This is a genomic window from Pseudomonas sp. KCJK9111 (assembly GCF_046231935.1).
GTDB classification, from domain to species: Bacteria; Pseudomonadota; Gammaproteobacteria; order Pseudomonadales; family Pseudomonadaceae; genus Aquipseudomonas; species Aquipseudomonas parafulva_B.
In genome coordinates this window covers 31,938-44,206 of record NZ_JBJJMO010000037.1, presented here as the reverse complement: position 1 = coordinate 44,206, position 12,269 = coordinate 31,938, and the positions used below count along the sequence as shown (strand labels likewise).

The following is a 12,269-nucleotide window of genomic DNA, read 5'->3' as shown; positions in this document are numbered from 1 at the left end:
ACATACAAAAAAATCAATAGAGTACGGGTTAGTTCGTACTCCTGGTGCCGGACCATATCCAGCTCCATCGCTTTCTACCGAATGCCTTGGAAGCTCCAAAAAACCCGCCTTGTGAAAAGCCTGTTCTCGTTGGCGCTTATCGATAGCTACCACAAATACAACAACCTCCTGATCGATCACCTGATAGACCAATCGGTAGCCGCTACTACGCAGCTTGATCTCGTAGTAATCCGGCAAGCTGTGTAGCCGGTTCACTTCGACTCTGGGATTTAGCAAAACCGAGACGAGTTTTTCTCGAGTTGTTGCCGGATCATATCCAAAACTTCTGCCATTACTTCAGCGCTCTCGCATCAAACTCAAGGCTATAGGTCATCCAGAGAAACCTTCACCCGCTGAGGGTCAGCAAGACGCTCGCGAACGGTCGCCAGCAGCGTTTCATCCTCATCCGTCATGAGCACAGGCCTGAACGGTAGCTGTCCACGCTCGGCCACGTACTGCAATGCCTGACGCATGAGCTCCGAGGGCGTCACGCCCAAGCGCTCAAGCTCACGATAGGCTCGGGTTTTGAGATCGTCGTCGATGCGGACGTTGATGGAGGCCATGATGGGTTGCTCGCTGTAATGACAGTGGTCGTTACAGTGACGGTCTTGTTGGCGCGGGGCAAGTGGTCTGGGAACACGGGCTTAGGTACGACAATGTCGTCACAGGCTGGGTACTTTCTTCAACAGCCGGAATTTTATAGCTGGGTATGGGATGCACCCATAAATTGGCTCAGATTCGGCAACGGGAATTACTTGCTCTGACGGTAGGGTTATGGGCTTGCGGGGCAACCTGAAGGTTCTTGTGTAGCTTTCAGGCTGTTGGGGCTGCTGTGCAGCCCATCGCGGCGCGAGGCCGCTCCCACCCTGCGATTCGCTCGGTTCCGGATGCGGTGTTGGGTGGTTTCTCGTATGGGACGGCGCTTACGCAAGATACGGGTTAGGGCCTGCGAGACAACCTGAAGAATCTTTGTTTCACTTTCGGGCTGTTGGGGCTGCTGCGCAGCCCATCGCGGCGCGAGGCCGCTCCCACCCTGGGATTCGCTCGGTTCCGGATGCGGTGTTGGGTGGTTGCTCGTATGGGACGGCGCTTACGCAAGATACGGGTTAGGATTTTCGGCGAATTGAACGCACCTGCCCAAGCCCCCTCACCCCAACCAAACCTCAAACCGTGTCCCCAACACCTCATCCGAGCACATGCTCACACTCCCCCCATGCGCCTCGGCAATCTTCTTCACGATAAACAACCCCAGCCCCACCGACCGCACCGTGTCCTGGCAATCGCTGCCTCGGGTCATCGGCTCGAACAACGTGGGCAGTAGCGCGTCATCGATCGCAGCACCATGGTTATGCACACTCACCACCGCCCCGTCATCCGAGAAGTTTGTGGTCAGGGTGATGGGGTAGCGAAGGTCGCCGTAGGCCACGCCATTGGCCACCAGGTTGCCAATCAACTGCTGCAACCGATCCGGGTCGACCTGTACCACGCACCGGCCGCGGGCGTAATGCCGAATCTGGGCATCGGGGAAGGCGACCTTCAGCTCGCTTACCGAATAATCCACAGCCCGCACCAGGTCCACCGGCTCGCGGCGGATAGTCATGCCGGGGCCGAGCCTGACCGAGGCGAAATCGAGCAGGTCGACGATCATGCGCAGCGCGCGCTCGGTCGAGTTGTCGATGCCGGTCAGTAACCGCCGCGCACGGTCGTTGGGTAGATCGCGCTTGAGCATGGACGCGGCCATCTGGATGGCGGTCAGGGGGTTCTTCAGGTCGTGGCTGGCGATGGCGACCATCTGTTCGGAGAAGACGGCGCGGCGCTGGACTTCCTGGTAGGCGGCGGCGAGTTCGGCCTGGGCGCGTTGCAGGGCGCTTTCGGCTTCTATCTTCTGCGCCAGCATTTCTTCGGCGCGCTGCATGGCTTCCAGGGCGGCCTTGCCGCTGCTGGTGCTTTCGAGGGCGCTGAACAGCGCCAGGTGGTAGCGAATGCCGTCATCGCTTTCGCGGCGTACGCCGCTGAGCAGCATGGGCAGCTTGCGGCCGTCGCGGTGCCGCAGGGCTATCTTCACTTCGGAGATGGACCCTTGCATGTTCAGCAGTGGGCCCCAGTGGGTCAGCAGGAACACGCGGCCGTCGGCGGGCAGCAGCTGATCGAAACTCATCGCGTGCAGGGTGGCGCTGTCGTATCCCAGCCAGTCCGCCAGGGTCTGGTTGCAGCGCACCAGGGTGCCGTCGGGCGCCATCACCACCAGGGCACAGGGCGCGTGCTCGAAGAAGGCCTGGGTAGACAACAACTCCTTGTTATCCATGGTCGAGGCCAAGGTGGGTGAAGAACTGGTCCATCGCGGCAGCACAAGCGCCTGACGCGCTCAGCTGGGGGTAATGGCCCATGTTCTCGATGATGCTCAGCTGGCTGCTCGGCATGACGGTGTTGAGGTATTTGCCCACTGCCACGGGCACGACGGGGTCGCCCGTGCTTTGCACGATCAGGGTAGGCAGTTGCAGGCCCGTTACGTCCTTGCGGTGGTCGGACAGGAAGATCACGCGGGCGAAATGCCGGGCGATCTGGGCGTCGGTGCGGCTGAAACTGCTGGCCAGTTCCTGCTCCAGGGCCGGCTGACCGGGGGTGCCCATCAGCACGGGGGCCATGGAGCTGGACCAGCCCAGGTAGTTTTCGTCGAGGGTGGTCAGCAGGTCGTGCACTTCATCGGCGGTGAAACCGCCGGTGTAGGCCTCGTCGTCCACATAACAGGGCGAGCCGCCCACCATGACCAGCCCCATCAGGTGGCCTGGCCGCTGGCGCTCGGCCAAGGCAGTGATCATGGCACTGACCGAATGGGCGACCACGATGACCGGGCCTTGGGCGTATTCGTCGATGATTTCGTTGAGGTCGCTGGCGTAGCCCCACAGCGTGGAGTACTTGTCGTGCTTGTAGGCACTGAGGTCCGAGCGCCCTGCCCCGACCAAATCGTAGGTGACAACCCGAAAACGTTCGAGAAAGTGCGGCAGCAGCAGCCGCCACATGGATTGGTCGCAGCCGAAGCCATGGGACAGAACGAGGGTCACGTCGCCCGCGCCGGCTACCTGGACGTTGTTACGTCTTTGCAGGGTCATACCTCTCCCGAATACCGTTCAACGTCATGCTGAGCTGTCACGATCCGTTCAAGTCCTTGCTGAGAATAGTTGAGAGAAGCCCTTCGGGTAGGTGCCGTTGAGCAACGCGCCAGCGCCCCGCTAAGTGCTTAGTGGGGTTTTGTGCAGAAACAGTTCACGGATCGGGACGCCCACCTTACGCTATATAGGCAAGCGACGTAGAAGTTTCTGCCTGTTTTCTGAGACCAAAGGGTCTGGTGATGATCCGGATGCCCCTGGCTGGTGCTTGACTTCGGTCAACCCGAACAGAGATGGGAGCGTTAGGCTCAGGCCATGTACTGCTTGCCGGAGCCCCCTCATGGCCAAGAAATTCCCGAAGCACCCCAGCCACCCCGAGCGCATTTGCTGGGGCTGCGATCTGTATTGCCCGGCCAAGGCGCTGGCGTGCGGCAATGGTGCCGACCGGACCATGCACCCGGTGGAGCTGTTCGGCGAGGACTGGGACAGTTTCGATGACCGGTTCGAGCCGCCCGCTGTGGATAACGCGAAGCCCCCCACCTTCTGAGTGCCTCCACCCCTGCATGAAACACCTCACCCGCTCGGCGCGGGTGAGGTGTTCGTCCTTGCGACTTAGATCAGAAGGTGGTGTTGACGGTCAGCGACAAGCTGCGCGGGTCACCGTATACGGCACCTGCATAGAACCCGTAGCGGGTGTAGTAGTGCTTGTCGAACAGGTTGTTGGCATTGAGGGTCACGCTGGTGTCATCGGTCACTTGGTACTTGGCCATGGCGTTCCAGATGGCGTAGCCGGACCAGTTCACGTCGGTGGCACCGCTGCTCACGCCGTTGACAGGCTGGCCCGCCGGGCTGGATATGGCGCGAATGTTGGATTGCGCGGTAACGCCGGCGCCTACGGTCAGGCGGTCGAGTGGGCCGCTGAGGTGGTAGGTGGTGGAGGCTTTGAACAGGTGCGAAGGGTCGCTTCGCCCGTCGCTGTCAACGCGGCGGAAGTGCAGGTAGGTGTAGCCGGCGTACACGTTCCAGTCCGGGGTCAGGGCGCCGGCGATTTCCAGGTCGATGCCGTCGGTTTCCTGGCCTGAGCCTGCTTTGTAGGCATCGCCACCGGTCGGGGTCGACAGGCCGCCGTCCAGCACCGCCTTGTTTTCCTGCTTGGTGCGGAAGTACGCCGCAGAGGCGTTCAGGCGACCATCGAACCAGGCGCCCTTGATGCCCGTCTCGTAGCTTTGCCCACGAATCGGCTCGACCCGGCTGCCAGCGCTGGTTTCCTGGGTTTGCGGGTTGAAGATGTCGGTGTAGCTGGCGTACAGCGAGTAGGTGTCGTTGAGGTCGTAGACCGCGCCCAGGTAGGGGGTCACGACGCCGTTTTCTTCCTGGCTGGTACGCTCGGCATCCACGCTGCGGGTGATGGCCGAGTAGTCGGTGGTGCGCACGCCCAGGATCACCGACAGCGGGTCGGTGATGCTCAGGCGGGTCGCGGCGTACATGCCTTGCAGGCGGGTGGTGGTCTTGCTGTGCTTGCCGGTCTGAGACGCCAGCATGGCGTAGTCCCCGTTCACGCCATTGCGCCAGTCGCTGATGGGCAGGCCGTTATTAGCGCGGAACAGGCAGCCCACCCCTGAGTCGGCAACCTTGCCGCCGCCGACCATGCTGCAGCGGTACTCCGGGGACCACTGCACGCTGCGGCTGTCGTTGTAGCCGACCATGGCCTGGTGAGTACGGCCAAACAGCTGGAATGGGCCGGACAGGTCGATCTGCGCCGACTGCTGGGTGGTGTCGCTCGAGCTGTGCAGGCCGTTGAGCACAGCGCCGCTGCCGTCCTGATCCCAGTAACCCCCGAACCCGCGGCCGCGCCCTGCGGAGTTGACCTTGCCCAGGCCTCGGTGGTTGAGGGCATCGGTCGTGCTCTGGGACGCCTTCAGGTCCAGCGACCAGTCGTTGTCGAAGCGGTGCACCAGCGAGCCGAAGGCGGTGCGGGTGGTGTACTCGCCAAAGCTCCAGCTCGGTACCAGGTTGGAGCTGCGTGGCAGGTCGGTCTTGCTGCCGTCGCGGTACCAGATGGGGATGTTCGCGCCCCAACCGCCGCCCACCACCTTGTTGTATTCGTACTGGTAGCCGGCGCCCAGGGTGGTGGCATCGTCCAGGTCGAACTCGAAGTTGGCCAGGGCCGCGCGTGAACGGTCGGACTGGTAGTCACGGAACGAGTTGGCGTCCTGCTGGGTCACCACGAAACGCGAGCGCAGGCGGCCGTCTTCGGACAGCGGCAGGTTCAGGTCGGCGCCCAGGCGGCGTTTGTCCCAGCTGCCGTAGGTGGCGTACGCGCTGCCGCCGAAGGTGCGGGTGGGCGCCTTGCGAATCAGGTCGATGGTAGCGGACGGGTCGCCGGTTCCGCCGAGCAAGCCGTTGGCACCACGCACGATGTTGATGCGCTCGTAGAGGTCCATGTTCAGGGCGTTGCCGCTACCGCTGAAGTCCGACGCGCCGGGTGCCTGGAGGCCATCGATTTTCCAGTTGGTGATGGAGTAGCCACGGGCCCGGTAATCGGTGCGTCCGCCCACTTCGGATTTGCTGGCGGTCACCCCTGGGGTGGTTTCCAGCGCCTGCTCGATGCTGTGGATGGCGCGGTCATCCATCTGCTGGCGGGTGATGGTGGTGACCGACTGTGGCGTTTGCCGTGGGGTCAGCGCCAGGCCGGTGGAGCTGCGCGTGCGTTCGACGGTGTAGCCCAGCTGGCCGGCATCGTCCTGGGGCAGCAGGGCGCTGTCTTCGATTTGCGTGGCATCGAGCACCAAGGGTGCGCTGTCGGCGGCCACGACGCCACCGCTGATGGCAAGGCCGACGAAGAGGGCGATGGGCTTGAGGCGGGTGCCACCACAGGTGAACGCGGTGAAGGTGTTGGCGATGCTTGAGGGATTCATTTGGGAAGGCTTCGTATTTGCAGATGATTTTTTGTTAGGATTCTAGGGATCAGTCCTCCGGGCTCTACACCCGACATGTACGGGGATGTAATGCAACGTAATGGGCGCTAATGACGCCCGTCTCACAGGTGTTTTTTCAGATGAGCACAACCCTGCTGGTTGTTGATGACGACGACGAGATTCGCGAGCTGCTGTGCGATTACCTGACCGATGCAGGCTATGCCGTACTGGCGGCTGCCGACGGCAAGCAGATGCACGAGCACCTGGCGCGGCAAAAGGTGGACCTTGTGGTGCTGGACCTGATGCTGCCCGGTGAAGATGGCCTGAGCCTGTGCCGTCAGTTGCAGGCTCTGCCGGGGCTGGCGGTGATCATGCTGTCGGCCAAGGGCAGTGCACTGGACCGCATCATCGGCCTGGAAGTGGGGGCCGACGACTACCTGGCCAAGCCTTTCGAACCCCGGGAACTCATTGCCCGGATCAAGGCCGTGCTGCGCAGGCCCCATCGGTTGGAGGCTGCCGTACAGGAGCCGACCCAGGTCGAAGCTCATGTCTTTGCAGGCTTTCGCCTGGAACACATCAAGCGCCTGCTGACGCGCCCCGATGGGCAGACCTTGACCTTGCCGCGCTCCGACTACCGGGTGCTGCGCGAATTGCTCGAAGCCAACAACCGTGTGGTGTCTCGCGACCAGTTGACGCGCAGTGCCTTCAGCCGCGACCACCTGCCCGACGACCGCTCGGTCGACATGTGCGTCAGCCGCCTACGCCAGCACTTGCGCCATGCGCCCGGCGATGTGGCGCAGATCCTCACCATCCGCAATGAAGGTTATCTGCTGAGCATTGCTCAGAGCCAGGCCACGGCCTGACATGCGCTGGGCTCGCCGACTGTGGCCGCGCACGCTGTTCGGGCAGCTGATGCTGATCATGGTGGGCGGCACGTTGGCCATCCAGTTGATGTCCAGCAGCATCTGGTTCGATGTGCGCTTCGCCCAGGTCTTCGAAGCTCCCGTGCGCTTGATTGCGGCGCGCAGCGCACCGCTCATCCAGCAGGCCAGCTGTCATGCCGGCGTGCTCAAGGTACCGCCCCATTACCAGTTGCGCTGCGCCGAGCAGCTGCCCTCACCGCAGCAGGACGAACGCCGCGGGCGCAAACGGGTCGAGTTGCTGCTTCACCAGGCACTGAAATACGAGCTTGGCCGTGAGCCGCAGGTGCATTTGATGAAGGTGCAGTTGACCGACGAACTGGGCCAGCCGATCGTCTGGCGCAGCCTGTTCGGCCTGCGCACGGCCCAGGCCCATCTTCAGTTTGCGGTGCCGTTGGCAGACGGGCATTGGTTGACCATCGACGGGCAGGAACTGCAAGGCTGGAGCGGCGAGTCCGCCTGGCTGCTGATCAGCGATTACCTGTTGCGGGTGTACGCGCTGCGCATTGTTGCCGTGCTGGTGGTGTGCCTGATTGCCGTGCGCCTGTGCCTGCGTCCGGTGCGCCGCCTGGCGGATGCAGCGCTGGCGCTTGGCAGCAACCTGAAACAACCGCCGCTGGCGCTCGACGGCCCCGACGAGGTTCGTCAGGCCGCGCAAGCCTTCAACGCCATGCAGCAGCGCCTGATCGCCATGGTCAACGACAAGGCTTACTTTCTCGCCGCCGTCTCCCATGACCTGCGCACCCCGCTGACGCGCATGCGCCTGCGCCTGGAGCGCATGCCCGATGACGAACACCGGCAGCGTTTACGGCAGAACATCGCCCAGATGGACGACATGATCGGTCAGGTGCTGGACTACCTGCGTGCGGGTGAGCAGCAGAACCTGCAGCCGGTCGACATTGATCGCCTGGTTGCACGCCAGTGTGCGGAGCTGGCCACTGCCGACGAACCCATCCCTGTGCACGGTCATGGCGGGGTGGTGAGCGTCGATGCCCTGATGGTGCAGCGTTGTCTGCAAAACCTGCTGGTCAATGCACTGCGCTATGCCAGTCAGGTGAGTGTGTCGATGGAGCGCGTAGGGCCACGGGTGCTGGTTCACGTCGAGGATCGAGGCCCAGGCATTGCGCCGCACCTGCTGGCGACCGTTACCGAACCGTTCGTACGTGGCGAGAGTTCGCGTAACCAGGCATCGGGTGGGTATGGGCTCGGGCTGAGTATCGTCGAGCGGATCATGACCAGTCATGGGGGGGCGTTGCGGATGCGCAACCGTGAGGGGGGCGGGTTGCGCGTGACCATCGAGCTGCCTGTCTAGACGTGGGCAGCCCGTGGGCTCAGGCCACCGGCGCACGCGGTGCGAAGGTGGCCTGGGTGGGTGCCCGGATCAGAAGATGCTGATCGGGTACTCGACGAATACGCGGACTTCGTTGCCGTCGTCGTTGTAACCGTTCTGGCGCACGGCATTGTTGGTGCGCAGGAACGAGCTGCGCAGCTTGACCGACAGGTCCTTGGCCGGGCCTTCCTGGACCACGTAGCGGATCTGGTTGAAGATCTCGCGCTCCTTGCCTTCGCCGAAGCCCTGTGGGTTGGCGACGTTGCGGGTATTGATGTTGTCCCCCACCACGTAAGCCAGCTTGTAGGTCAGGCCAGGGATACCGTAGGCACCGAAGTCCAGGCCATAGCCCAGCTGCCAGGAACGCTCGTCCTCGGCATTGAAGTCGGACCAGTAGGAGTTGGCCAGGAAGATGGTCGAGCCACCGTCACCCACGCCGCCCTGGTTCTGGTACCAGCCGTAGTTGTAGCCGGTGCTGCCGGTGCTGCGCTGGTGAGCGAGGGTGAACGAGTGGGCGCCGTAGGCGTAAGTAGCAGCCAGGCTCCAGATGGTGTTCGAGTCACCGTTCAGGCCCGCTTCACGCACGTACTTGTTGTCGATGCTCGACTTGTAGCCGTTGAAGTCCAGGGTCAGGGACTGATCGTCGGCGATGGCATAGACGTAGTTCAGGCCCAGGTAGTGCTTCTTCATCACGTCTTCGGTGTCGGCGGTGTACAGCGACGCGGTGAAGTTGTCGTTGAACTTGTAGCTACCGCCCAACACGTTGATCGACTTCAGGCCACCGCCATCACGGCGTTCGGCGCTCTTGCGCGCTTCCTGGGTGAAGCGACCGGCGTTCAGCTCCAGGCCTTCGATTTCCTTGGAGGTGATCAGGGTGCCGGTGAAGCTTTCCGGCAGCAGGCGCGCATCGTCGTACTGGAGCACTGGCAGTGCAGGCATCTGGTCACCGTACTTGAGCACGGTGTTGGAAATACGGAACTTCACGGCAGCACCGGCACGGGCCAGGTTGTGCGGCGAGCGGGCATTGCCCTCGGCGTTGGTGGTCTCGTGCGGCTTGAAGAAGTCGACGCCGCCACCACCGTTGTGGCCCTTGCCGCCGTCCAGGCGCAAGGCGTACAGGCCGAATGCATCGACGCCGACACCGACGGTGCCTTGGGTGAAGCCGGACGAGAAGTTGCCGATGAATGCCTGGCCCCACTCGATCTGGTCATCGGTGCCGTGCTTCTTGTCACGGTTGATGTAGGCGTTGCGCAGAAGGACGTTGGCGTGGCTGTCCTCGATGAAGCCGTTGCTGGCGGCCTGGTCATTGGCCTGGGCCTGGGTCGCGGCGATCATCGCCAGGGCGACCAGGCTGATCCTGGTATTCAACATGTTATTTTCCTTATTCCTTGATCGAAAACGCGCTGCGTAATGACGCCATGAACCAACGCCCCTTCGTAGGTTCGACGCTATGCAGGTTCTGCCAGAGGGCCCTTTGCCGGTAAACGCGGCCGGCCTTGGCAACAGCATGGCCAAACGGATTGGCCAGCAGGCGTGGCCGAATCCTAGCGGCGCGCGATTACAAATGTCAAAAAAACGTGAAATGCAGGTTGATATAACTAAAAAACCGAGCGCTCATGAGGCATTTTCTTTAGAACTAAAGCTGTAGGAGGATATTCCTTCTCGGTATTGAAAACTCATCTTGATCAAGGCGACAAGTTCACTTAGCTCCCATTCTAGATAGTTACAAAGTGATACAAACGAAAAAATCCAGAAACCAGAATAGGCGAGCATTAGCAAATAGCACCCATTATCATTCGCGCCTTCATTACTGCCCGGTCAAACGCGCGCCATGCCTGCCCCTTCCCGCCTCGCTCCTATCACGCTCTCCATTTCATGCCTGCTGGCTGCCAGCCCCACAAGTGCCGCCACTACCACACTGCCTGAGCTGTCCGTCACCGCCGACAGCGAGCGGGACAAAGACAGCCCGCGGGTGCGTGAGGTCAGTACTGCGACCCGAACCGCCACCGCCGTACGCGCCGTGCCGCAGGCCGTGGATACGGTCAAGACCTCGCAGGTGCTGGACTACGGCAGCAACACGCTGGGCAAGGCACTCGAAGGTATCCCCAACGTCAGCAGTGGTGCCGACACGCGCTTCGACAGCGTGCGCATTCGCGGCTTCGAAGCCGGCAATGACTTCTACCTGGATGGCGTGCGCGACGACAGCCAGTACATCCGCGACCTGCACAGCATCGAACGGGTCGATGTGCTCAAAGGCCCTGCGGCCGTGCTGTATGGGCGGGGCGGCCAGGGGGGTATCGTCAACCGCATCAGCAAGGCGCCCGAGGCGGGCCGTCGTTCCACCCTGGAGGCACGGGCAGGCAGCGAGGACCTGCGCAGCCTGTATGCCGACCTCAGCGCAGACCCCAGCGACACGGTCAGCCTGCGCCTGAACATGGGCAACCAGGACAACAACAGTTTCCGTGACGGTGTCGACGGTAGCCGCCAGCTGTTCGCACCCTCGGTCAGCTGGCAGGTCACGCCGGCGCTGAACTGGCTGGTGCAATACGAGTACAGCCGCTTCAACCGCACGCCGGACCGCGGTATCCCCGGCGTCGATGGTCGCCCCGCGGATGTCAGCCGTAGCACGACCTACGGCGATACACAGCGTGACTTCATCGATGACCGGGCGCAGTCCTTGCGGTCACGCCTGAACTACGAGCTCAACGATGCGTGGCAACTGCGTCATACCCTGAGCCTGTTCAAGCTCGACAGCGAATTCGACAACACCTACCCCACCGCCTATAACCCCGGCAATGGCACGGTAACGCGTCAGCGCTGGCAGCAGGACCTGAACACCCGCAACCTGTTCAATACCCTGGAAGCCGAAGGCACCTTCGACACACTGGGCCTGGGGCACACGCTACTGCTGGGCCTGGAATTCGGCAGCCAACGCCGCGACCCCACTTTGTACACCGCGGCTGCGGCAAACGCCGGCGGCAGGCCCGTGCCGCCCGTGGACCTGTACGACCCTGACCGGAGCAGGCAGCACAACGGTCGCATGGTGATGTCGAGCAATAACCACACCGTGGTGCAAAGCCGAGGCCTGTACCTGCAAGACCAGCTTCGCCTGAACGATCAATGGCAGTTGCTGGCAGGCGTGCGTTTCGATGAATTCGACGTTCAGACCACCAACAAGGTGCGCAGCCTGTCCGAAAAACAGAGCAGCCGCACTACCAGCCCTCGCATCGGGGTGGTGTATACCCCGTGGCAGGACCACTCGTTCTATGCGTCATGGAGCAAGACCTTCTCGCCAGTAGGCGGCGGCCTGATCGGTATAACGCCGGGCGCACCGGGCAACAGCAACGAGACAGCACCCGAGCTGACGCGGCAAAAGGAGGTTGGCGTGAAGAGCGACTGGTTCGACCAACGCCTGACCACCACCCTGGCGGTCTATGAACTGGAGCTGTACAACCGTCGTACCCGCGACCCGCTTGACCCGGAAGTCACCTTGCTCAGCGGCCTGCAGCGCTCGCGCGGCATCGAGTTGACCGCCATGGGCAATGTGGTTGGCAACTGGTACGTGCGTGGCGGGGTCGGTCTGCAAGATGCCACGATCGTCAAGGACAACAATGGCCAGCAGGGTAACCGGATCAATGACGTGGCCAAGCGTAACGCCAGCCTGTTCGTCACTTGGAAACCAGAACTGGGCTGGTACGCAGAAACAGGCCTGACGCTGGTCGGTCAGCGGTATGCCGACAACCAGAACACCACGGTCCTGCCAGGTTATGGCCGCTGGGATGCGCTGGCCGGGTACCGCACCCAGGAGTGGGATGTGCGGGCGGCGCTGAGCAACATTGCCGACCGGACTTACTACAGTTCGGCGACCAGTGCAGCGCAGATCCAGGTCGGCGACCCGCGCAGCCTGGTCGTCACAGGCACCTACAGCTTCTGAACGTCAGCAGGGGCAGCCTTT

General features: G+C 62.4%; 9 protein-coding genes and 1 pseudogene. 4 read left to right on the top strand and 6 right to left on the bottom strand.

Annotated elements, in window-relative coordinates; translation table 11 throughout:
* Positions 1–105: 105 nt before the first annotated feature.
* The 4 genes and pseudogenes from ACK59L_RS13820 to ACK59L_RS13805 form a co-directional block, all read right to left on the bottom strand.
* Positions 106–373, bottom strand: a pseudogene (locus tag ACK59L_RS13820) (type II toxin-antitoxin system RelE family toxin); the annotation flags it as partial.
* Entirely contained in the window at positions 363–602 is a 240-nt protein-coding gene (locus ACK59L_RS13815; protein WP_028688166.1) for a type II toxin-antitoxin system RelB/DinJ family antitoxin, read from the bottom strand. The pseudogene ACK59L_RS13820 and the gene ACK59L_RS13815, both read right to left, overlap by 11 nt.
* A gap of 584 nt (positions 603–1,186) precedes the next feature.
* Entirely contained in the window at positions 1,187–2,344 is a 1,158-nt protein-coding gene (locus ACK59L_RS13810) for an ATP-binding protein (RefSeq protein ID WP_409274212.1), read from the bottom strand.
* Positions 2,337–3,149, bottom strand: coding sequence for an alpha/beta fold hydrolase (locus ACK59L_RS13805; RefSeq protein WP_409274210.1), 813 nt, complete (start codon positions 3,147–3,149; stop codon positions 2,337–2,339). The genes ACK59L_RS13810 and ACK59L_RS13805 overlap by 8 nt, the downstream gene beginning before the upstream one ends.
* A gap of 337 nt (positions 3,150–3,486) precedes the next feature.
* Between ACK59L_RS13805 and ACK59L_RS13800 the strand changes: the two genes are divergently transcribed.
* The gene (locus ACK59L_RS13800; RefSeq protein WP_058638934.1) at positions 3,487–3,693 is read left to right on the top strand and encodes a DUF3079 domain-containing protein; all 207 of its coding nucleotides are present in this window, start codon (positions 3,487–3,489) and stop codon (positions 3,691–3,693) included.
* 70 nt (positions 3,694–3,763) lie between these two features.
* On the opposite strand, the gene ACK59L_RS13795 is transcribed toward ACK59L_RS13800, so the two are convergent.
* On the bottom strand, positions 3,764–6,064 hold the full coding sequence (locus tag ACK59L_RS13795) for a TonB-dependent siderophore receptor (RefSeq protein WP_409274208.1): 2,301 nt from the start codon (positions 6,062–6,064) through the stop codon (positions 3,764–3,766).
* 140 nt (positions 6,065–6,204) lie between these two features.
* Between ACK59L_RS13795 and ACK59L_RS13790 the strand changes: the two genes are divergently transcribed.
* The gene (locus ACK59L_RS13790; RefSeq protein ID WP_058638936.1) at positions 6,205–6,927 is read left to right on the top strand and encodes a response regulator; all 723 of its coding nucleotides are present in this window, start codon (positions 6,205–6,207) and stop codon (positions 6,925–6,927) included.
* Between the two features lies 1 nt (position 6,928).
* A complete protein-coding gene (locus ACK59L_RS13785) occupies positions 6,929–8,296 on the top strand; it encodes an ATP-binding protein (protein ID WP_409274205.1) in 1,368 nt (455 codons plus the stop codon).
* 69 nt (positions 8,297–8,365) lie between these two features.
* On the opposite strand, the gene ACK59L_RS13780 is transcribed toward ACK59L_RS13785, so the two are convergent.
* Positions 8,366–9,685, bottom strand: coding sequence for an OprD family porin (locus tag ACK59L_RS13780; protein ID WP_144966161.1), 1,320 nt, complete (start codon positions 9,683–9,685; stop codon positions 8,366–8,368).
* Between the two features lie 460 nt (positions 9,686–10,145).
* On the opposite strand from ACK59L_RS13780, the gene ACK59L_RS13775 reads away from it, so the two are divergent.
* Positions 10,146–12,248, top strand: a complete 2,103-nt coding sequence (locus ACK59L_RS13775; protein ID WP_409274203.1) for a TonB-dependent receptor — start codon at positions 10,146–10,148, stop codon at positions 12,246–12,248.
* The last annotated feature ends 21 nt before the right edge of the window (positions 12,249–12,269 follow it).

What these genes read in the sequence shown, in the direction of transcription:
- ACK59L_RS13815 (WP_028688166.1), bottom strand. Translation starts at nt 602, where the DNA reads ATGGCCTCCATCAACGTCCGCATCGACGACGATCTCAAAACCCGAGCC.
- ACK59L_RS13810 (WP_409274212.1), bottom strand. Translation starts at nt 2,344, where the DNA reads ATGGATAACAAGGAGTTGTTGTCTACCCAGGCCTTCTTCGAGCACGCG.
- ACK59L_RS13805 (WP_409274210.1), bottom strand. Translation starts at nt 3,149, where the DNA reads ATGACCCTGCAAAGACGTAACAACGTCCAGGTAGCCGGCGCGGGCGAC.
- ACK59L_RS13800 (WP_058638934.1), top strand. Translation starts at nt 3,487, where the DNA reads ATGGCCAAGAAATTCCCGAAGCACCCCAGCCACCCCGAGCGCATTTGC.
- ACK59L_RS13795 (WP_409274208.1), bottom strand. Translation starts at nt 6,064, where the DNA reads ATGAATCCCTCAAGCATCGCCAACACCTTCACCGCGTTCACCTGTGGT.
- ACK59L_RS13790 (WP_058638936.1), top strand. Translation starts at nt 6,205, where the DNA reads ATGAGCACAACCCTGCTGGTTGTTGATGACGACGACGAGATTCGCGAG.
- ACK59L_RS13785 (WP_409274205.1), top strand. Translation starts at nt 6,929, where the DNA reads ATGCGCTGGGCTCGCCGACTGTGGCCGCGCACGCTGTTCGGGCAGCTG.
- ACK59L_RS13780 (WP_144966161.1), bottom strand. Translation starts at nt 9,685, where the DNA reads ATGTTGAATACCAGGATCAGCCTGGTCGCCCTGGCGATGATCGCCGCG.
- ACK59L_RS13775 (WP_409274203.1), top strand. Translation starts at nt 10,146, where the DNA reads ATGCCTGCCCCTTCCCGCCTCGCTCCTATCACGCTCTCCATTTCATGC.